Annotated in this window: 22 protein-coding genes and 1 tRNA gene; 21 read left to right on the plus strand and 2 right to left on the minus strand. The window is 45.7% G+C overall.

What is annotated here, in order from left to right; all coding sequences use genetic code 11:
- Positions 1 to 73: 73 nt before the first annotated feature.
- Together CTH_RS06260 and spoIVA are read left to right on the plus strand one after the other, a co-directional pair.
- The gene (locus CTH_RS06260) at positions 74 to 676 is read left to right on the plus strand and encodes a GGDEF domain-containing protein (RefSeq protein WP_242952065.1); all 603 of its coding nucleotides are present in this window, start codon (positions 74 to 76) and stop codon (positions 674 to 676) included.
- A gap of 116 nt (positions 677 to 792) precedes the next feature.
- Positions 793 to 2,271, plus strand: a complete 1,479-nt coding sequence (gene spoIVA / locus CTH_RS06265; RefSeq protein ID WP_078666225.1) for a stage IV sporulation protein A — start codon at positions 793 to 795, stop codon at positions 2,269 to 2,271.
- Positions 2,272 to 2,306: 35 nt separating this feature from the next.
- Here spoIVA and asnB read toward each other — a convergent pair whose 3' ends face one another.
- A complete protein-coding gene (gene asnB, locus CTH_RS06270; RefSeq protein WP_078666209.1) occupies positions 2,307 to 4,151 on the minus strand; it encodes an asparagine synthase (glutamine-hydrolyzing) in 1,845 nt (614 codons plus the stop codon).
- 267 nt (positions 4,152 to 4,418) lie between these two features.
- Between asnB and CTH_RS06275 the strand changes: the two genes are divergently transcribed.
- The 11 genes from CTH_RS06275 to CTH_RS06325 all read left to right on the plus strand — a co-directional run bounded on the left by CTH_RS06275 (position 4,419) and on the right by CTH_RS06325 (position 14,149).
- Complete coding sequence (locus tag CTH_RS06275) at positions 4,419 to 4,862, plus strand: ACT domain-containing protein (protein ID WP_078666210.1); 444 nt, start codon at positions 4,419 to 4,421, stop codon at positions 4,860 to 4,862.
- Between the two features lie 14 nt (positions 4,863 to 4,876).
- Entirely contained in the window at positions 4,877 to 6,175 is a 1,299-nt protein-coding gene (locus tag CTH_RS06280; protein WP_078666211.1) for a homoserine dehydrogenase, read from the plus strand.
- Positions 6,175 to 7,080, plus strand: coding sequence for a homoserine kinase (thrB, locus tag CTH_RS06285; RefSeq protein ID WP_078666212.1), 906 nt, complete (start codon positions 6,175 to 6,177; stop codon positions 7,078 to 7,080). The genes CTH_RS06280 and thrB overlap by 1 nt, the downstream gene beginning before the upstream one ends.
- 26 nt (positions 7,081 to 7,106) lie before the next feature.
- A complete protein-coding gene (locus CTH_RS06290) occupies positions 7,107 to 8,324 on the plus strand; it encodes an aspartate kinase (RefSeq protein WP_078666213.1) in 1,218 nt (405 codons plus the stop codon).
- A gap of 85 nt (positions 8,325 to 8,409) precedes the next feature.
- On the plus strand, positions 8,410 to 9,264 hold the full coding sequence (locus CTH_RS06295) for a hypothetical protein (RefSeq protein WP_107753347.1): 855 nt from the start codon (positions 8,410 to 8,412) through the stop codon (positions 9,262 to 9,264).
- A 4-nt stretch (positions 9,265 to 9,268) separates the two neighbouring features.
- The gene (locus CTH_RS06300) at positions 9,269 to 10,255 is read left to right on the plus strand and encodes a protein kinase family protein (protein WP_078666215.1); all 987 of its coding nucleotides are present in this window, start codon (positions 9,269 to 9,271) and stop codon (positions 10,253 to 10,255) included.
- 74 nt (positions 10,256 to 10,329) lie between these two features.
- Entirely contained in the window at positions 10,330 to 11,394 is a 1,065-nt protein-coding gene (locus tag CTH_RS06305; protein ID WP_078666216.1) for a mannose-1-phosphate guanylyltransferase, read from the plus strand.
- 10 nt (positions 11,395 to 11,404) lie between these two features.
- Positions 11,405 to 11,749, plus strand: a complete 345-nt coding sequence (locus CTH_RS06310) for a hypothetical protein (RefSeq protein ID WP_078666217.1) — start codon at positions 11,405 to 11,407, stop codon at positions 11,747 to 11,749.
- The gene (locus tag CTH_RS06315; protein WP_107753349.1) at positions 11,724 to 12,737 is read left to right on the plus strand and encodes a CotS family spore coat protein; all 1,014 of its coding nucleotides are present in this window, start codon (positions 11,724 to 11,726) and stop codon (positions 12,735 to 12,737) included. Before CTH_RS06310 ends, CTH_RS06315 begins: the two co-directional genes overlap by 26 nt.
- 11 nt (positions 12,738 to 12,748) lie before the next feature.
- Positions 12,749 to 13,537, plus strand: coding sequence for a LysM peptidoglycan-binding domain-containing protein (locus tag CTH_RS06320; protein WP_078666219.1), 789 nt, complete (start codon positions 12,749 to 12,751; stop codon positions 13,535 to 13,537).
- Between the two features lie 6 nt (positions 13,538 to 13,543).
- Complete coding sequence (locus CTH_RS06325; RefSeq protein ID WP_079907713.1) at positions 13,544 to 14,149, plus strand: hypothetical protein; 606 nt, start codon at positions 13,544 to 13,546, stop codon at positions 14,147 to 14,149.
- Here the strand turns inward: CTH_RS06325 and CTH_RS06330 are convergent.
- On the minus strand, positions 14,139 to 15,518 hold the full coding sequence (locus tag CTH_RS06330; RefSeq protein ID WP_107753351.1) for a phosphohexomutase domain-containing protein: 1,380 nt from the start codon (positions 15,516 to 15,518) through the stop codon (positions 14,139 to 14,141). The genes CTH_RS06325 and CTH_RS06330 overlap by 11 nt on opposite strands.
- Before the next feature lie 108 nt (positions 15,519 to 15,626).
- On the opposite strand from CTH_RS06330, the gene CTH_RS06335 reads away from it, so the two are divergent.
- The 8 genes from CTH_RS06335 to CTH_RS06370 all read left to right on the plus strand — a co-directional run bounded on the left by CTH_RS06335 (position 15,627) and on the right by CTH_RS06370 (position 21,290).
- Complete coding sequence (locus CTH_RS06335; protein WP_107753353.1) at positions 15,627 to 15,881, plus strand: hypothetical protein; 255 nt, start codon at positions 15,627 to 15,629, stop codon at positions 15,879 to 15,881.
- A gap of 65 nt (positions 15,882 to 15,946) precedes the next feature.
- A complete protein-coding gene (locus CTH_RS06340; RefSeq protein WP_107753355.1) occupies positions 15,947 to 17,077 on the plus strand; it encodes a glycosyltransferase family 4 protein in 1,131 nt (376 codons plus the stop codon).
- A 3-nt stretch (positions 17,078 to 17,080) separates the two neighbouring features.
- Positions 17,081 to 17,707 carry a helix-turn-helix domain-containing protein gene (locus CTH_RS06345; protein ID WP_107753358.1) on the plus strand — a complete coding sequence of 209 codons (627 nt, stop codon included), beginning with the start codon at positions 17,081 to 17,083 and terminating at the stop codon, positions 17,705 to 17,707.
- Between the two features lie 52 nt (positions 17,708 to 17,759).
- Positions 17,760 to 17,836, plus strand: a tRNA-Pro gene (locus CTH_RS06350).
- Between the two features lie 248 nt (positions 17,837 to 18,084).
- Positions 18,085 to 18,366, plus strand: a complete 282-nt coding sequence (groES, locus tag CTH_RS06355; RefSeq protein WP_078665482.1) for a co-chaperone GroES — start codon at positions 18,085 to 18,087, stop codon at positions 18,364 to 18,366.
- Positions 18,367 to 18,390: 24 nt separating this feature from the next.
- Positions 18,391 to 20,010: a chaperonin GroEL gene (groL, locus tag CTH_RS06360; protein ID WP_078665483.1), complete on the plus strand. Its 1,620-nt coding sequence runs from the start codon at positions 18,391 to 18,393 to the stop codon at positions 20,008 to 20,010.
- Positions 20,011 to 20,146: 136 nt separating this feature from the next.
- Entirely contained in the window at positions 20,147 to 21,007 is an 861-nt protein-coding gene (gene pheA, locus CTH_RS06365; RefSeq protein ID WP_078665484.1) for a prephenate dehydratase, read from the plus strand.
- On the plus strand, positions 21,000 to 21,290 hold the full coding sequence (locus tag CTH_RS06370; RefSeq protein WP_078665485.1) for a chorismate mutase: 291 nt from the start codon (positions 21,000 to 21,002) through the stop codon (positions 21,288 to 21,290). The genes pheA and CTH_RS06370 overlap by 8 nt, the downstream gene beginning before the upstream one ends.
- The last annotated feature ends 8 nt before the right edge of the window (positions 21,291 to 21,298 follow it).

Raw genomic sequence — 21,298 nt, forward strand, 5'->3', positions numbered from 1 at the left:
GCTGATACTGTTATATGATACCATCTATTAAGATAGAGAAAATATGCTCAAACAATAGGAGAGGTTGGTTGTGATGGAATTAATAGGTTGGGTTGTCTGGCTGGTGCCGGCGTTATCAATCTGGGCAGCACTGGCCCAGTGGGCCTGGTGGCGGGAAAAAAACAAAAAAGAAGAGTTGTTAAGGTTAAATCGCGAATTGTATCATAAAGCCATTATAGATGATTTAACTGGTGTCTATAATGTAAGATACTTACATTTGAAGTTGCGAGAATTCGTGCAGCGGGCTCGCCGCTATGGGCGTCCTTTCGTACTGGCCTGGATCGATCTTGATTGTTTCAAGCAATACAATGACACCTTTGGTCATCTGGCTGGTGACCAGGTCCTTAAGACTTTTGGTTCTGTTTGCCAGGAACAGCTTCGCATTGATGTGGATTTTGCTTTTCGCTATGGAGGTGATGAATTTGCCCTGCTGCTGGCAGAAGTAAGCAGAAAAGAAGGAGAGCAGATTATGGAGCGCTTGCAAAATGCTTTTAAGCAAGCAGTGGACTATAAAGTTGGACTGAGCTATGGACTGGTAGAATATCAAAATGATTTTACTCCTGAGGACATGCTGCGAACAGCTGATGAATTAATGTACCAGCAAAAAAAGCAACACAAGGCGATTCTGGGAAAATGACGACTAAATCATTGTATGTCGTCATTTTTTTTGTCCACATCAAATATATTTTTAGTGTTAAAACCTGCCTGTCTAAACTGGCAGGAAAATTGTAACAGGAGGAGGGAGGCGTGGTTATGGAGAGGATAGACATCTTTCACGATATCGCCGAAAGAACCAATGGCGATATTTACCTGGGGGTGGTGGGTCCTGTCCGTACGGGTAAATCCACTTTTATTAAAAGATTCATGGAACTTATGGTCATCCCCAATATCAAAAATGTCTATGACAAGGAAAGGGCCCGGGATGAGTTGCCTCAATCGGGGGCTGGACGGACAATTATGACCACTGAACCCAAATTTATTCCTGATGAAGCAATCGAAATCAACATTGGCGGCAGTGTTAAGGTAAAAATGCGGGTTGTAGACTGTGTGGGCTACACGGTACCAGGAGCCCTGGGCTATGAGGAGGACGAAGGGCCCAGAATGGTGCATACTCCCTGGTCGGAAGAAGCGATTCCCTTTCAGGAAGCAGCTGAAATCGGTACTCGCAAAGTGATTACTGACCATTCCACCATCGGGATAGTGGTAACGACTGATGGCACTATCACTGATTTGCCGCGCTATGCCTACGAGGAGGCAGAGGAAAGGGTTATTGCTGAACTGAAAGAACTGGGAAAACCATTTGTCGTGCTATTAAATAGCACCAGGCCCCATGGGGCCGAGGCCCAGGATTTGGCCCGGGAACTTGCCAGTAAATTTGATGTTCCGGTTTTACCGGTAGATTGTGCAGAGCTGAATCAGGAGCAGATTATCAATATCCTGCAGGAGTTACTGTTTGAGTTCCCGGTTAATGAAGTAAATATTAATTTACCCCGCTGGATTGAGGAATTACCCCCCAATCACTGGTTAAGGGAAAAGTTTGAAAGCGCTGTTCGGGATGCAGTGCGTTATATAAAGCGCCTGCGAGACGTGGATCGGGCAGTGGAGGCACTGGGGGAACATGAATTTGTGGCTGGAGTAGCGCTGAGGGAAATGGATATGGGAACTGGTGCTGCTACAGTGGACATGGAAGCCCGGGAGGACTTGTTCCTGCAAGTGTTAAAGGAAGTAACTGGATTTGAAATTGAGGGAGAGCATGATATTTTACGTTTAATGCAGGATCTAGCAGTGGCAAAACGGGAATATGATAAAGTAGCGGAAGCTTTAGCAGAAGTAAGATCTACTGGTTATGGTGTGGTTACACCGCGTCTGGATGAAATGAATCTGCAGGAACCGGAATTGATCAGGCAGGGCAATCGATTTGGCGTCAAGCTGAAAGCCAGCGCTCCTTCCTTGCATATTATCAGAGCGGATATTGCCACTGAAATAACCCCCATTATAGGAACCGAAAAACAATGTGAGGATCTGGTACAATCCATGATGAAAGAATATGAAACTGACCCCAGAAAAATCTGGCAATCAGAAATCTTTGGCAAGACATTGCATGATCTAGTCAGGGAGGGAATACAAAATAAGGTGCAAAGGATGCCGGAAAGTGCCCGAGTCAAACTCCAGGAAACTTTGCAGAGGGTGGTCAATGATGGTAGTGGTGGCCTGATTTGTATTATTGTATAAAAACAGGGTCGGCTTGCTGGGCCGACCCTGTTTTTTCATACTTCCAGCTGAATCCGGTAATGTTCCAGCCAGTAGTTAATTTGAATCAAATAGGCAAACAGCTGGGGCAAATTCATTAACTGACCGAACCAGGGGTAACTAAAACGCCCCGGATCCTGTTCCAGTAAAAAGGAGAGATAATCCAGATCAACAATTTCTCTGAGTGGACTTGTTTTCCTGGCCAGGATCTGAGAGAGATCTGTTCTGACCAGTTGATAGTATCCGGGATTATGGGTTTTGGGGTAGGGACTTTTCTTTCTGTTTAAAATTGATTCAGGCAATAAATCTTTTAAAGCAAGACGGAGAATACCCTTGGCCTGACCGCCATAATTTTTGAGCTCCCAGGGTATATTCCAGGCATACTGCACCAGACGATGATCACAAAAGGGCACCCGCACTTCCAAACTGGCAGCCATTGTCATTCGGTCTTTGCGGTCCAGTAAAGTGGGCATAAAGCGGGTCAGGCTCAAGTAAGCTATCTCGCGCAAACGTGCAGCCTCAGGGCTTTCACCTGCCAGACGCGGAACTTCAGCCAGGGCCGCTTGATAGCGCTCATTTACATACTGGTAGGGTTTTAGTTTGGGGAGCAGGCCAGGTTTTAGCAGTTTTGTTCTTAAATCCAGGTTCAATGACCAGGGAAATGTATTAGCCTGGATAGCATCGGGGCGATGAAACCAGGGGTAGCCACCGAAAACTTCATCAGCGCATTCGCCTGAGAGACCAACAGTGGCTCGCTTTTTAATTTCCTGGGAAAACAGCAGTAATGATGAATCAATATCTGCCATGCCGGGGTAGTCTCGTGCTGTTAATGCTGGTATAAGAGCATTATAGAGATCTTCTGAGTGCAGTAAAACCCGGTGGTGGCTGGTATTATAGTGTTCACTGGCAATTTTAATCCAGCGGTTATCATCATCGGGAACAAAGCTAGAAGGTTGAAAATACTGGTCATTACCACAATAATCAATTGAAAAAGTCTGCAATTCCTCCCCTTTCTGGGTGAGAGTACGGGCGGCAATGGCTGTGATAGCGGTAGAATCCAGGCCCCCGGATAAAAGCGTACATCTTGGTACATCAGAAATCAACTGTCTTTGTACTGCATCGATAAATAAAGAACGGACCCGTGCTGAAGTTTCCAGCAGATTGTCCTGATGGGGGAAGCTGGTTAGCTGCCAGTAAGGTTGAACTTCAAGACCTTGAGGGCTATAAACCAGATAATGTCCTGGTTTTAATTCATACATACCTTTGAAAACACCATAACCCGGGGTACGGGCAGGGCCGATCAGAAAAATCTCCGCCAGTCCTTCTGCTGTAAGCACTGGTTTTACTGCCGGGTGAGCAAGGATACTTTTGGGTTCCGAAGCGAATAGCAATCCAGATGCGAGGGGGTAGTAGAATAAAGGTTTTACCCCCAGATGATCCCGGGCCAGAAAAAGAGTTCGCGTGGTTTCATTCCAGACTGCAAAGGCAAAAATACCATTGAGTTTGTCAAGGCAGGCAGCACCCCAGTGAATAAAAGCCAGCAAAAGAACCTCGGTATCGGAATAGGAGAAAAAGCGATAACCAGCAGCAAGCAACTCTGAGCGAATTTCTTCAGTATTATACAATTCACCATTATAGACCAGCACAAAGTGTTGACCTTTTTCCAGGCGTTGCATGGGCTGTTTGCCACCTGTCGGGTCGATTACCACCAGGCGTTTGTGTACCAGTGCTGCAGAATAAGAGAAATAATAGCCTTCTTCATCCGGACCACGGGCAGTCAGGGTATTACCCATACGCTGCAATATATTTGCTGATTGGGTTAAATCGGCCTCCCAGTCAATCCAGCCAGAGATTCCACACATGCGACTCCCTCCTTGTCCCTAAATAAAAAAGTCATCCGGTATCTTACCGAACGACCCCATTGCCGCGGTATTAATAATCTATGCCAGTCGTAAAAAAAGTTTTCCTGTATAAAAAACGGAGAAATAAGCTGAAAAACAGTATAGAGTAAAGATATTTCTCTATAACCATCACTCAATTAGTTGGCATAATTTATATCTTTGTATATAATGTCTTTCATATAGGTTCATCATTCCGTGAGAGAAAGACAGAAAGGGAGGACGAGGAGAGTGGGTAGAGAGAAAAAGTTTTATCTAGTTCATGAGGACATTTTGCCGGAAGCGATTAGAAAAACTGCCCAGGCGAAAGCGATTCTGGCCCGGGGTGAGGCCAGTACTGTTCATGAAGCTGTAGAAAAGGTTGGCCTGAGCCGAAGTGCATTTTACAAGTATAAGGATGGGATTTTTCCATTCTATGAAGCCAGTCGCGGTAAAATTGTCACTCTGGCATTATTGCTGGAACACAAAGCTGGTATTTTGTCGAATGTGTTAAACACTATTGCCAGCGTAAGAGGGAACATTTTGACCATAAACCAGAATCTACCACTACAGGGAATGGCCAATGTAACCATTAGTCTTGAGACGGCGGAAATGATGCAGGATGTAGATGGCCTGGTGCGCACTATTGAAAACATTGCAGGTGTCCGCAGTGTAGAAGTGGTAGGACAGAACTAAGGGGAGGGGTTATTTTGCAAAAAAGAGCAGTAAAAATCGGAATAATTGGCTTTGGCACTGTCGGTCGTGGAGTCTACCGGATTTTAACAACCAACCAGGAAAAACTGATACAGCGGGTAGGAATTGGCCTGGAAATTGCCGGTATTGCCGTGCGTGATCTCAAGAAACCCAGACAAATATCGGCGCCTCAGGATTTATTTACAGCTGATCCCTGGCAGCTGGTAAATGATCCTGGGATTGATATTATTGTTGAAGTCATGGGTGGTACTGAGCTAGCCAGAGAGCTGGTATTACAGGCATTGCGAAACGGCAAAAGTGTAATAACTGCCAATAAGGATTTAATTGCTCAGCATGGTCAGGAACTTTTTGCTGAAGCCGATGCTGCCAGGGTTGATTTGTTGTTTGAAGCCAGTGTTGGTGGTGGTATACCCATTATTAGACCACTAAAACAGTGCCTGGCTGCCAATAATATCAGTCAAGTTATGGGAATTATCAATGGTACTACCAACTATATGTTGACCAAGATGACCCAGGAAGGCTCAGATTATGAAGAAGTATTACGAGAAGCCCAGGCGATGGGATATGCTGAGGCTGATCCCACTGCTGATGTAGGGGGATTTGATGCAGCCCGTAAATTGGCGATACTTGCTTCTATAGCCTTCCATACCAGAATTACCTTTGACCAGGTATATGTCGAGGGTATTACCCGGATTTCTGCCAAGGATATTACCTACGCGCGGGAAATGGGGTATGTGATAAAATTGCTGGGTGTAGCCAAAGAGCATGAAGGTCGGGTAGAAGTAAGGGTACATCCGGCCCTGGTTCCCCAGTATCATCCTTTAGCTGCGGTTAATGATGCCTTTAACGCTATTTTCGTTCGTGGTGATGCAGTAGGCGATACCATGTTCTATGGCCGGGGAGCGGGAGAGTTGCCTACGGCCAGTGCGGTAGTTGCGGATATTATGGATGCAGCCCGCAATATCAATCTGGGCAACCGCGGCAGGATCTCCTGCACCTGTTATGAACAAAAGGAAATTATTCCGATCCAGGAGATGGAAGGGAAATATTACATTCGGCTGCGTGTCCTGGATAAACCAGGGGTACTAGCGGCTATCGCCAGTGTATTTGGCCAGGAAGAAGTAAGCTTGCGTACAGTCATTCAAAAAGAAACCATCGGTGATAAGGCTGAGCTGGTACTGGTAACCCATTATACCAAAGAGGGGAATGTGCGACAGGCTTTGCGGACTATAGGTGCCATGACTACAGTAGAAGAGATTGCCAATGTTATCAGAGTGGAAGGAGAGGAAGTTTAGTGTTCACAATCCGCGTGCCGGCTACGACTGCTAATCTGGGACCGGGTTTTGATTGCATTGGCCTGGCTTTGAATTTATACAATGAAATCAGGGTTGAATTAAATGCGAAAAATGAATTTAGACTGGAAATTGAAGGCTGGGGCGCGGAAGAATTAAAGAAACCGGAAAATAATCTGTTTTTGCAAGCCTGTCAGGAAATCTTCGTAAGATGCGAGCAGAAAATGCCAGGCTTGAACGTCTTTTTCTTGAACAAGATACCTGGTGGGGCAGGACTGGGAAGCAGTGCAGCAGCGCTAGTGGCTGGTCTGGTAGCGGGGAATTTGCTGTTAGGTGAACCTTTTACCAGGCAGGATTTGCTGGAAATTGCAACGACTCTGGAGGGGCATCCGGATAATGTGGCACCGGCGTTACTGGGTGGTTGCGTAGTCGCCGTTAAAACTGAAAATAGAGTGGAATGGTTGAGATGGGAAGTGCCTGCTGAGGAACTGGCAGCGATAGCAGTTGTCCCCAGATATTTGCTGGCGACTAAAGTGAGCAGACAGGTATTACCGCGGACGGTTTCATTTGCGGATGCGGTATTTAATGTCAATCGGGTAGCATTGCTGGTGGGCGCTTTTGCTCAAAAAGCCTGGGATAAACTGGCGGTGGCTATGACCGACCGGTTGCATCAGCCCTACCGCATGCCATTAATCCCGGGGCTGAATGAAGCCCTGGCCGCTGCCCAGGAAGCTGGAGCTTATGGTACAGCCTTGAGTGGGGCAGGGCCCACAATTCTGGCCCTGGTTGCGCCGGAACGCAAGCAGCAAGTGGCAGAAGCGGTGAAGGAAGCATTAAAAAAGAAGGGGATTAGTTCAGATGCTTATTTGTTAAGTCCTGCAAACAGAGGGGTATGGATTGAAACTTAGAAATTTAGATAGGAGAGGTGTTCGGGGTGGCGTTGGTCGTCCAGAAATTTGGCGGAAGTTCTGTAGCGAATGCAGAAAGAATTAAAAGAGTAGCCCGCCGGGCCGTGGAATGTTTCCGGGAAGGTAATCAGGTGGTTGTAGTTGTATCGGCGATGGGAGATACAACCGATGAATTATTGAACCTGATGAAACAAATTACCCTGGACCCAGATCCCAGGGAACAGGATATGCTGCTGAGCACCGGGGAACAAATCAGCATTGCCCTGCTGGCCATGGCAATTCAGGCGGAAGGGGTAGCAGCTATCTCTTTAACTGGTCCCCAGGCAGGGATTAGAACTGATAATGTTTTTAATAAAGCCAGAATTAAAAAGGTTTTGACCCAGAGAATTCGGGAAGAACTGGCTAATAACAAAATTGTAGTGGTTGCTGGTTTTCAAGGGTTAAATGAGGATGGCGAGATAACCACTCTTGGCCGGGGTGGTTCAGATACGACCGCGGTGGCTCTAGCGGCTGCTTTAAAAGCAGATGTCTGCGAAATTTTTACTGATGTTGACGGGGTTTATACTGCTGACCCCAGAGTTGTACCCCAGGCCAAAAAGCTGGCGGATATTTCCTACGATGAAATGCTGGAACTGGCCAGTTTGGGGGCGGTAGTATTGCAGCCTCGGGCAGTGGAGTTTGCTAAAAACTATGATGTGCCAATTCATGTCCGTTCCAGCTTTAATCATGAGCCCGGGACAATAGTCAGGAGGGAGAGTACCATGGAAAAGGAAAGGGTTGTAAGCGGTATAGCCCATGATTTAAATGTAGCCAAAATAGCTATTTTTGATGTGCCAGACCGGCCGGGGGTTGCCAGAACTCTATTTCAGTTACTGGCAGAACAAAATGTCAATGTAGATATGATCATCCAGAGTGCGACCAGGAATGACACCAATGACATTTCCTTTACCTGTGCCCATGATGACTTGTCCCGGGCCCTGGCTGCAGTGGAGCAGGCCTGTTCCTTGCTAGGCGCTAAAGGCTACACTTACGATGAAGATGTAGCAAAAGTATCCATAGTCGGAGCAGGAATGGTTTCCAATCCCGGGGTGGCAGCCAAAATGTTTGAAGCACTGGCTGAGGAAGGCATTAATATAGAAATGATTGCCACTTCTGAGATAAAAATTTCCTGCATTATTAGAGCCAGTGATGTCAAACTGGCGGTACTGGCCTTGCATAACAAATTTCAACTGGAAAAGCCTTGATTCTGCGGAATCAGGGCTATTTTTTTTGCCTTTGGCATAAACATGAGAAAAGGGACAGGTATGAGGGTAAAGGGAGGGACAGCCAGTGCTGGAAAAGGAATTGTCAGCAATCGGGAGCGATTATGATCTGGAAATAGTCGATTGGGAAAAGAGAGAAGCAGGTTATAAGTTGCTGACAGATAAGGGTAAAAAATATTTACTGGTTAACCAGTATGACTTGCTCAAAATATTGGAGTCTACCGGTACCTTAAGGCCGAACTGGCTCATTAAGCCCTGGCAGGATCGTTTTGGCAGTTTTTGGGGAAAAAGTGAGAGTGGGGATATATTTTTTTTAACCGACTGGCAAGAAATTGTTCCGGCTGACTGGCAAAAAGCAGAGCAGCGCAGAAAAATGACGAAGACTCTGGCTGAGTGGCATGAAAAAGTTATGCATGCTGCCGAGGGGACTTGTCAGGAAAAGTTAAAAATACCTCAGCCCTGGTGGGAGAAAGCTAAAGGAGTTATAGCTCTGGCTGAAAAGGCAGCCAGGGCTGCGGAAATTGCTAACAGGCAGGAAATTAAAAATTACTGGCAAAAACTGCTGGCCCAAAATTGTCCTGGAATAGATGATTATCGTCAAATTTCCTGGAGTATTGGCGACAGAGGAGCTATATTTAACAACTATGCCGGGATATGTTGCTGTATCCCGCCACTGGAGATTGCCCGCTGGCTGGAATTGAATGGCTGGATGTGGCAGTGGCAGGATGAAGTGCTGCTGGAGATCTGGTCTGACTACATAGAATGCAGAAATATACGAGATGAAGAGATTTCATTGTTGCAGGCAGCATTGATTATTCCAAGGAAAATAGCTCTGGGTTTTGCTCGCTATGAATCGCTGGCTCATTTTGAGGAAAAAAGAGAAATATTTATTGAAAAATTGGTTAATGGACTTTGGGGGTGATCGGATGTACTGGGAGGAAAAGGATGAAGAACTGATTGTTCATGAAGTCTTACATGAATACAATTTGCGTCAGCTTAAGAAAATTAAAAAATCCGAAACAGGGTATAAGATAATGACCGAAAAAGGACCAAAACATTTAAAAAAATATAACGGGGAACTGGCGGGAATTAAGTTTGTGCGCAGGGCCACTGAACATCTGGCTAAACAGGGCTTTAGGCGAATAAATCGTTTTATTTTGACTAAATATGGAGAGCCCTATGTCCAGTGGGGAAAAGACTACTGGTATCTAACCGATTGGCGTGATGGCAGAGAGTGTGATTTTGACAAGCTACCTCAGCTGGATCTGGCAGTAAAAACCCTGGCCCAGTTTCACCAGGCAGCGTGTGGCTTAACTTGTACTGAAGATGAAGGCATTTTCTGGGGAGAATTTAAAGACCAGCTAGTTCAACGGGGGAAAAGACTTCAGGACTGGGGAGCAGTCCGTAATAGCGGGGAATTTCTCGGGGACTTGCAAGTTTGTTCTCAACTGTGGGAACAGATTAATCTGGAAAGTCTGAGGGATAATGCGCAAAAAGAGGGAGTTTTCGCCCATGGTGCTTATGGGGAAAGTGCCCTTTTACGCGTCAAGGAAACAGGCATGTTTATTGTCAAAGAGGAGCCCATCAAAAGAGAATTGCAGGTTTTTGATTTAGCACGATTGTTAAGCCGTTATTTACCCAAATATAAATGGGATCTGTATGTTGGAAAATTGTTACTGGATATTTATGATGCCTATCGTCCCTTACAAGGAGAGGAATGGAAAGTACTGGTAGCATATCTGGCTTTTCCCATGCGTAAGTACCGGCTTTTCCGGAAATATCAGACCGAAGTAGTGCTGGATGAAAGCAATTTTATGCTTAAGTTACAGGAAGAAGCTGAACTGGACCGGCTCAAGCGGGAGTTTTTACAGCAAATTATCAGGGAAAGGGAAATCGGTTTAGTTCTATCCTGAGTACCTGGGCTTTTGTCACTCCTGGCCCGAGGAAGGCATATAATGGAATACCTCGGCTAAGGAGGAGGAGAGAAATGGATACTTATGCTGTGATAATGGCTGGCGGGACGGGTACAAGGTTTTGGCCCAAAAGCCGTTCGCGATTTCCTAAACAATTTTTGCCCCTGTTCGGCAATAACAGTCTATTGCAAACTACCTTTAATCGCGTCAACCGAATTCTTAATCGCAATCAGATTCTGGTAGTTACCAACAAACACTATGTACAAACAGTAATCAATCAATTGCCCCAGTGCCTGTTCAGCAATTTGCTGGTGGAACCAGTTCGGCGGGATACAGCATCCTGTATAGGCCTGGCGGTAAGTTATATTTACCGGGTGAATCCTGAGGCAGTAATGGTGGTGCTGCCATCTGATCACTTTGTAGCGGATGAGGAAAAGTTTCTTCAAACTGTCCAGGAAGGTATAGAGTGGGCTCGAAAAGGCGACTGGATAATCACTATCGGCATAAAACCCAGTGAACCGAAAACTGCTTATGGCTATATAGAACTGGGGCAGGAACAGAGAGAGGGGGTCTGGCAGGTAAAGAGTTTTCGGGAAAAACCGGACTTAGATACTGCCATTAAATATCTGGAACAGGGAAATTTTTTCTGGAATGCTGGAATATTTATTTTTCGAGCAGAGGTTATGTGGCGGTCCCTGGAACGCTACCTGCCTCAGGTACATCAAGCTCTCAATCAGGTAATTCCATATTGGGGTACTCCTCAGCAGACAGAGATTATTAAAAAAGTTTATCGACCTCTGCCTAAAGTATCAATTGATTACGGGGTGATGGAAAAAACTGATAACTTGCTGGTTTTAACCGCTGATTTTGGCTGGGATGACCTGGGGAGCTGGAGTGTTCTAGGCCGTGTTTTACCCGTTAGTGATGAAGGAAATGTGGTAATGGGGCAACACCTGGGTCTTGATACCAGTAACTGTATTCTAGTTACAGAAAACCAGCTGCTGGCCACTATCGGTATCAAAGACCTGATCGTGATTGCAACAAATGATGTGATTTTAATATGCCCCAAAGATAAAGACCAGGAAGTAAAAGAAATGGTAAAACTGGTTAGAAATTCGGAATACAGGCGTTATTTTTGAGGTGGTCATTATGTACTGGTCTGTAATCTTCTGGGGAAGAAAATCAGAGAAACTCCAGCTAATTTTTTACCAGGACGGCTGGCAGGCGGAATGGCCCTCTACCTGGTCTGTTCAGGAACTAAAAATTAATACTGAAAGGGTTAAACCACTGGCCTCTAATTATGCAGCAGGTACGACATCTCTTCAGCCCTTTTCAACTTTTCAAATCAGTTTGATTTTAAAGGATGGTACTAAGAAATTCAATTTCTTTGGCAATTCTTATTATATCCCAGTATTACCAGCCCAGCCGGTCAAAATCCCGGCGGTGCATCAGAGGTGGTGGCTGTTAAATGGGGGGATTGCCAGTGATTCCTGAGTATGTAATTCAAGCCTATGGCTTCAAAGTTACCAGAGTAGAAAAAATACGGCGAATCTGGCGCTGTCATACCGAGCGTCATGGTATCTGGGGCATAAAATGGGTTGAATATCCACCAGAAGAGTTTAGCTTTATCTGGCAGGTCAGTGAACACTTGAGGAAAAAAGGATTTGAATATTTCCCCCCTATTCAGCAGACCAACGAGGGAAAGGGCTGGGTACCTGACCACCAGCGTGGGATTTGGTTTGCAGTTCCCTGGTTAAATGGTAAAAAAGCAAGTTATGAAAAATGGGAACATATTAAGGCCGCTGTCGATCTCTTGGTTGCATTGCGTTTGGCAGGACAGGGTTTTTACCCTCATAATCCTTATCCTGGCCGGATTCACTTGGGACGCTGGCCAGCTTATTTTAAAAATCGATTACATGATTTAAGGAACTTTCAGCAACAGTTACAAAAAAAAGACAGACTTAGTGAGTTTGACCGGTTGTATAAGCATTATCTGGCATATTATATCGCTCAGGGGGAAGAGGCCATTTCCCGCCTGGAAGAAACGGACTACTATCTTTATTGTCAGAAGGAAAAAACAAAAGGAACTTTTTGCCATCATGATTTTGCTCATCATAATTTGCTCTTGTACCAGGGAAAAGCTCATATTATAGATTTTGACTATTGCCTGTATGATCTTCACTTACATGATTTTGGGAGTTTGGTTATCAGAGTAATGAAGAAAAATCACTGGAAAATCAGATCGGCTGAAAAAATTCTCAACTATTATGCTGAACTAAATGGCCTTACAGAAGCAGAACAAAAAATTCTGGTGGCTTTCTGGCAATATCCGCAGGATTTCTGGCAGCTAGGGTTTTCTTACTATATTGAGCAACTGCCCAGGACGGAAAGAGAATTTATTAAAAGACTAAAAACGGTTTTGAAACAGGAAAAAGAGCGGCTTAATTTCCTGAAGGAAATGAAAAAAGCTGCACAAATTTGAGGAGGGTTGATATGGAGAAGGTAGTTTGTCAGGGGATTTATCAATTATCGGAAGATGCTACTCCATTAGAACGGATTACGGCCATGGCGGTAAAACCGGAGATAAAAGAGATTTTCCGGGATGAAGACAAATGGACAGTAGCCGGGATTGTCGAGGTTGTAATAGAAGGGGAATGCCCACGGGAAAAAAATGATGAAATCGATGATACTGATGGCCTCATGTTTGACAAGGAGACAGAGGTAAAACCTTTTACTGTCAGTATACAAACAGCAGGCTCATGGCAAGTTCAGTTTGATTTGCCTGAAAATGAAAAAGAGCCGGATGTGGAAATGGAGTTAAAAAGCCATGAAGCCTGGTTGGCAGCTGAAGGAATCGAGTGGTCGGTTGAACTGGCACTGGAATTAAAATGGCCGGAAGAACAGATTGCAGCCGAGGAATCCATAGAGACAGGGGTTGAGGAATTAACCGAAATGGCTCCCTGGCTAAAGGATTGGGTTGAAGTAAAACCGGTATGCAGTGAGCAAATAGGAACAGGGACGATTCCTATCTGGGAAGTTAAAGAAGAAGTTAAAGAAAACAAAGAGATAAGTGTCAACAAGATTTATACTCCTAATAAGCAGGCACCTAAACCCATTGCGATGGCAAAAGGGAGAGCAAAAGTGACTATGTATTTTGTGAAAGAAGGAGACAGCTGGGAAACCATTGCCCGCCATTACGGAGTAGGGGAGGAAATTCTGAAACAGCGCAACCCTGGTTGTCAGCTCTTGGCCGGGTCAGTTCTCTGGGTGCCGAGGGGATAGATAAACATGCAACAGTTTTTGCTTTATCACGAGGAAAATCAACAATGGGGTATGGCCTTGTGGTCGGAAATGGAAAACCAGTCCTGGTATCAAATACAGTTATGGAGTCATCCTGCCCAGCAGGGAAACAACAAAAATAGCTACTGGGCCTGGGTGATCACAGATGAGGATAAGATAATCAGGCTAGAGCGCATGCAGGAGTGGGGCTGGAGTGGTTATTTTATTATCGGCAACCTTAATCTTGACCGGCCAGCCAGGATTAAGCAAATTATTATCAGTCAGGAGGACAGGAGCAGTAAACCAAAACGACCAGGAAAAATCATTGCCTATAGCCGGAAAATGCCCAGTCCGCCGGTCTGGCTACCTTTGCCTGATCCTGCGGCTCATCCCCGGCAAATAATTGGGGTAATCTGGGATGAACGGGGGGAAGTCAAATACCTGGCTCATGGTATCTGGGGCAAAAGAGAACAGCCCCCGTTAAGCCAAACGGGGGCATTTTCACCTTATCGTACCTTTGAACCTGCTCTGGGGGAAGCTGGTAAAAATGGCTGGGGCTACTGGTTGATGTATTGGAATCCTAAGACTAACCAGATAGTATTTCTTAATCGTTAAGCCAATCCTGAGCTGCTGAAAGCAGATAATCGACTTCGGCAGGGTTTTCCCCTTCACAATAGAGGCGTAAAACTGGTTCAGTACCTGAGAAGCGAAAAAGCAGCCAGGCGCCGCTGGAAAAATGGACCTTAATGCCATCCATTTTTTCCTGGCGCTTAATTTTTTCCCCGATTTTAGCGGGGATAGTATTGAGTTTATGATGCCAGCATTCCAGTTGTTCGGGACTGCAAACCAGATCAAGCCGCTGGTAGTGCCAGGGGCCAAGCTTTTGCTTTAACTGGTTTAGCAGATTAGGTAAGCTTTCCCTGCTGATTAGTTGCAATTCCAGCAGGTTGAGACCGGAAAAAATTCCATCCCGTTCAGGTAAGAAATCGGGAAAACCAAAGCCGCCGCTTTCTTCGCCACCAATCACCACTTTTTCCTCTTGAATCAATAGAGGTGCAATGTGTTTAAAACCAATAGGTGTTACTATTAATTCCAGGTTATATAGCCGGGCCAGCAGGTCTACCTTGGCAGTAGTAGAAAAAGTTTTAATCACTTTGCCGCACTTTTGTTTATTTTCTACCAGATGATAGAGAAGCAGCAGAAAAATATCCTGAGCGGTTATTATTTCTCCGCTTTCGATGACAACACCGAGACGATCGCCATCTCCATCAAGAGCAAGGCCCACAGTTTGTTGCTGTAGCACAGCTTTTTGTAAGTCACGTAAGTTGGCGGCAATGGGTTCAGGATTCAAGCCACCGAAAGCAGGATTAATTTCAGCATGAATTTCTTTTACCTGCCAGCCATAATTTGCCAGCAAACGGGGAAAATAGCCCTGGCCGGAACCATAAAGACAGTCCACAATCACTTTTTGTCCGGGCTGATTCATAAAAACTGCTCCGACCCTGTTGTGTATAGCCTGCAGATATACTTCATCAAAATCCTTTATTTGCCAGCAACCTTTGGCAAAAGGTTTGGTTTCCTTTCCGATCAATGTTTCAATCCAGGCTGTGTCGCTAGCTGGAGCTGAGGAGCCATACTCATTCTTGATTTTTATTCCCAGCCACTGGGGTGGATTATGGCTGGCGGTAAGCATAATCCCTCCTGCCGCCTGTAGATGGCGGATAGCATGGGAAAGGACAGGAGTAGTTATGGGCTTATTTGCTAATAAAACCCGATGGCCAAGCCAGGAGAGCTGTTCTGCACAATAGCGTGCAAAACGCTGGGCCTGGAAGCGGGTATCATAACCGATTAGCAAGAGCACACCTTGCCGGTATTTTTGAAAAAAAAAGTTTCCGACAGCAATAATGGCCTGGTGCACATTGGCAAGGATAAAATCTATTCCGATTTCACCGCGCCAACCATCTGTACCAAAGCGGATGGACATAACATCGCCTCCCCCTGCTGGTTACTATAAATTTATTCGCCAGAATTTCACCTTAACACCGCTGTTGTCATATATTACAACACCAGCATGTTGAGAGGAGGAAGGCCTATGTGTCGCCAGGGTATGGCTGACGAATATAAATGCATGCCGATGATGCCGATGATGCCTATGATGCATCATCCAATGATGTACCATCCCATGATGTCCCATGCAATGATGCATCCGATGATGCACGGTCATTCGATGTGCCCAATGATGTGTATGATGCAGATGATGTATATGTATATGATGATGCAGATGATGACCATGCATCATTGTCCACTCCACTATGGCATGAAAAAACATAAACATCATAGCAGTTAACGGGCTGCCAGGGCAGCCCGTTATCCTCTCTAAATTTGTCTAAAACCAGGAGGTAGGTGACAGCCGTGAAGATCGGAATCGATGCCCGTGCGGCCATCTGGTACCGGGGAACGGGAATTGGTACTTATACTTACCAGCTCTTGCGCTCTCTATATTTAATAAATCGGCAGGAATTCAACTGGCGTTTTTTCTGGCCCGGGGACGAATATCGGGACCTGGACATAGCCAGTGATTCCATTTTTAACTCCATTGAAAAAAACAAGGATAAATTCTGGGAAGAAGTGCATATTCCGGCACGTATTACCGATGAAAAAATAGATTTATATCATGTGCCGCAGAATGGAATTGGATTGCCTAAAGGCAATAGTTGTCCCATGGTGGTAACCATCCATGACCTGATACCATACATTTATCCGGAAACGGTTGGCAAAGGCTATCTAAAAGTATTTTTGCAGGAAATGCCTGGGATTGTAGCCAGAGCTGCCCACATAATTACTGTTTCTGAGTGTTCAAAACAGGACTTGGTCAGGATCTTGAAGGTTCCAGCTGAAAAAATAACAGTTACCTACGAGGCACCGGAGCCAATCTATCGGCCTGTATCGCAAAAAAAAGCGCGTGCCTTTGTCGGTGAGCACTACGGCATACAGGATCAGTACATTCTTTATATCGGTGGGTTTAGCCCCCGGAAAAATGTTAAAGGGTTAATCAATGCTTTTAAAGAAATTCGAAAAGATGTAGGTTATCCAATCAAACTAGTACTGGTCGGTAAACAGGTAAGGGAGTATGGGGATCTGGTAGTATTAATCGAGGCCCTTGGTCTGGAAGAGGATGTTATTTGGACAGGATTTGCTCCGGTAGAGGATTTGCCTTATCTTTATGCAGCGGCTAATCTGTTTGTCTATCCTTCATTCTATGAAGGTTTTGGTCTCCCACCCTTAGAAGCAATGGCCTGCGGAACACCAACTATTGCTGCTAATACATCCTCAATTCCTGAAGTAGTGGGAGAAGGAGCATGGTTGTTTAATCCCTTTGATTCCATGGAACTGGCAGAAAAAATGTATAAATTGTTAACAGATGCAGATCTTCGCCAGGAGCTGGGTAGGAAAGGATTAATGCGAGCAGGGGAATTCAGCTGGAATAAAACTGCGCTGGAAACCATGGAAGTATACAGGAGAGTACTGGGAAAGCGGGGATAGACAATGCAAGAGCAGGCTCCGCTGAAGGTATTAACAGTTCAGGAAGTGGCCCAGGTTTTAAAAACTGATCGGGAAAAGGTGGAAAAATTAATCGCCAGTGGCCGCTTGCCTGCAATGGTTTTGCCGGGGCAAGAAGTTAGAATCAGGGCGGAGGATCTGCTAACTTTTCTCAAAAACGAAACGGCTCAGTATACTGAATTAAAGCGAAAATATCACAGCTATCAACAGGAAAGGCTGGAGAAGCTGGAAAGGGCCTTACAACAGCTAAAGATAATTCCCGAAAAACTCAATCATGGCCTCCAGGGTGAATTGAATCGGGCGGCAGGAGACTATAGCAGAGTACTAGAGCTAAAAGAGGTTTTTGAAGATATTTATAAATTAACCAGAAGAATTTTAAAGGCCCAGCAGCGAGTGGAGAGCAGAAAAAGCTCTGATCATGATGATTACTTTCAGCAACTGGAAATAGAATGGCAGGAGTGGGAAAGGGAAATCGAAAAATGGCAAGACCGTTTTTTGACCAGAGCCAAAAAAGCCGGTAAAAAATTAAATTTTGGCCTGGCTCAGGTATATCAAAATTTGGTACAAATTCTAATAAATGAGTGGGACAAAATAAGAAAAGAAAATTTTTAAAGAAATAAGATTGACAGCGAATTATTCCTTGAGTAAAATAGGGTTTGTCAGTCGGGGCGTAGCTCAGTTTGGTAGAGCGCCATCTTGGGGTGGTGGAGGTCGCTGGTTCAAGTCCAGTCGCTCCGACCAGTACAGTGAAACCTAACCCGGTAAATTGTTACCGGGCTTTATTTTTTGTCAGCATTAGAACTGGCCTGTAATTTATAGAAAATAATAGATTGAGCGAGATATTTTAATATATTGAAAAACAAAAACGGATAATGAAAAATTTCCAATCTTGCATTATTTTTTTCCTGTAGTGCTATAATATAGCTGTGTGTTAGCACTCGATGTTGATGAGTGCTAACAAAAATAATACATAAGGAGGGGTAACATATATGCTGAAACCCTTAGGTGATCGGGTTGTTCTGAAACTGATTGAACAAGAACAAAGAACAGAAAGCGGGATTGTGTTGCCGGACACCGCTAAAGAGAAGCCGCAACAGGGAGAAGTGGTGGCTGTTGGCAGTGGTCGGATTTTGGATAACGGCCAGCGAGTAGAACTGGAGGTTAAAGTTGGGGACAAGGTAATCTTCTCCAAATACGCTGGTACTGAAGTCAAAGTTGATGGCGAAGAATACTTGATTGTCAATGAAAGAGATATTCTGGCTATTCTCTAATATTTACGAGGAGGGGATAATCAGATGGCAGCAAAAATGATCGTTTTCAATTCTGATGCCAGAAAAGCTCTGGAAAGAGGCGTGAACACCCTGGCTGATGCTGTAAAAGTCACTCTCGGTCCACGGGGCCGTAATGTGGTGCTGGAACGGAAATTTGGTTCTCCCTTGATCACTAACGATGGCGTAACCATTGCCAAGGAAATCGAATTGAAGGATCCCTTTGAAAACATGGGGGCCCAGCTGGTAAAAGAAGTAGCCAGCAAAACCAATGATGTAGCTGGCGACGGTACTACCACTGCTACCGTATTGGCTCAAGCCATTATCCGGGAAGGGATGAAAAACGTTGCTGCTGGCGCTAACCCTATCCTGTTGAAGCGGGGAATTGAAAAAGCTGTTGATGCCGCTGTTGCAGAAATCAAGAAACTGGCTAAGCCAATTGAAGGCAAGGAAGCCATCGCTCAAGTAGCAACCATTTCTTCTGCTGATGAAGAAATTGGTCGCCTCATCGCTGATGCTATGGAAAAAGTAGGTAAAGACGGAGTTATTACCGTTGAAGAATCCAAGAGCATGGGCACTTCTCTGGAAGTTGTCGAAGGGATGAACTTTGACAGAGGTTACATCTCTGCCTACATGGTAACCGACACAGAGAAAATGGAAGCCGTGCTGGAAGATCCTTATATCCTGATTACCGATAAGAAGATTTCTGCGATTAAGGATATTTTGCCTGTGCTGGAAGCTGTTATCCGTACCGGCAAACCGCTGTTGATTGTGGCTGAGGATATGGAAGGGGAAGCCCTGGCAACGATTGTGGTCAACAAGCTGCGCGGTGTTCTCAACTGTGTAGCTGTTAAGGCTCCTGCTTTTGGCGATCGGCGCAAGGCCATGCTGGAAGATATTGCTATCCTGACTGGTGGCCAGGTGATTTCTGAAGAGCTGGGCCGCAAGCTGGATAGCGTTACCCTGGATATGCTGGGCCGGGCTCGTCAGGTACGGGTCAAGAAGGAAGAAACCATCATTGTTGATGGTGCTGGCTCTGCTGATGCAATCAAAGGCCGGATTGCCCAGATTAAGAAGCAGTATGAAGAGGCTACTTCCGAATATGATAAGGAAAAGCTGCAAGAGCGTCTGGCCAAACTGGCTGGCGGCGTAGCAGTTATCAAAGTCGGTGCTGCTACTGAAACCGAAATGAAGGAGAAGAAACTGCGTATTGAAGATGCTCTCAATGCTACCCGGGCCGCTGTGGAAGAAGGGATCGTTCCTGGTGGCGGTACCTGCTTCATCAATATCATTCCGGCCCTGGATGCTGTTCAGGCAGAAGGGGATGAATACACCGGAGTTCAAATCATCAAGCGGGCTCTGGAGGAACCGCTCCGTCAGATTGCCAATAATGCCGGGGTAGAAGGTTCTGTAGTTGTAGAAAAAGTCAAGGCCAGCGAAGTTGGTATCGGCTTCAACGCTGCTACCCTGGAATACATGGATATGATTGCGGCGGGTATTGTTGACCCGGCAAAGGTTACCAGAAGCGCGTTACAAAATGCTGCTTCCATTTCCGCTCTGTTGCTGACCACTGAAGCTGTAGTTGCGGAAAAGCCGGAGAAAAAGGATACCCCGGCAATGCCTGGCGGCATGGATGATATGATGTAATTAGCTTGACAGCTGAAAAAAACTGTTGATAAAATATATACTAATTAAATAGCTTCTCGCCACTTTTGGTGAGAAGCTTTTTCTTATCATTATTCAGTCTGCAGGTTGGCAGGACGGTAGGTTAGGAGGAGAAAAAATGCGAGTAGGGGTTCTAGGTCCAGAAGGTACATTTTCACAAATGGCTGCCGAACAATACGCCAGGCGCCGGCATCTGAATTTTCAATTCTTTTATTTTCCAGACCTTGCCCGGGTAATGAAAGCTCTGGTACAGGATCAGGTGGAACTGGCGATTGTACCGGTGGAAAATTCCCAGGAAGGTTCTTTATCTACTACCCTGGATTTTCTTTTATGGCAGGATGGAGTGCAAATCCAGGATGAAGAAGTTCTGGCTGTCCGGCACTGGCTCTGGGGTAAGCCTGGCACCAGACTAGACCAAATTTCCGCTGTGCTTTCTCATCATCAGGCCCTGGCCCAATGTCAGGGCTGGCTTAATCGCCGCCTTCCCCAGGCGATTAAGGTGCTAACTACCAGTACCAGTGAAGCCTGTGCGAAAGTGGCAAAATCAGAAGAAAGTCTGGCAGCTATTGCGGCGCCGGTAGCAGGGGCTGCCTATGGTCTGGAAGCACTGGCGGAAGATCTCCAGGATAATAAGAATAACGCTACCCGCTTCCTGGTGCTGGGAAAAGGAAGTCAGAGTTTAAGACCTCAGCCGGGGGAAAAGTGGAAAACTTCCATAGCTTTCGGGACCCCGCATGAACCAGGGGCATTATATCGAGCTCTTGAGCCGTTGGCCAGGCAGGGTTTGAATTTGTGCAAAATTGAGTCCCGGCCGGCCAAGCGCAAACTGGGGGAATATATTTTTCTGGTGGATATTGAAGGCTGTAGTCTGGAACCAGGCCCGGTTTCCCAGGGGCTAATAGAATTAATGGGTCGAGCAGCCTGGGTGAAAATGCTTGGCTGCTATCCGGCTGCTCCAGGGGGTGGAGAAGATGAATGAGCGCCGTCTGGAGGAATTGCGCAGAGAAATTGATAAAGTGGATGAAGCTATCATTGAGTTGCTTGGGCGCAGATTGAAACTGGCCCGGGAGATTGGTCTGATAAAAGGGCACAATCGAAAAATTCGTGACTTGCGCCGGGAGCAGCGGGTGCTGGAACGGGTCAAGTTACAGGCCAGCTTACAGCAGTTTTCCCCGGAAGTGGCAGAAAAAATTTATCGCATACTGATGGACTATTTTGTCAGTCAACAGGAAGAACTGCTGCGTCAGCAGCGACGGCCTTAGGAGGATTA

This window comes from Carboxydocella thermautotrophica (assembly GCA_003054495.1).
In the GTDB taxonomy this organism is placed as follows: domain Bacteria; phylum Bacillota.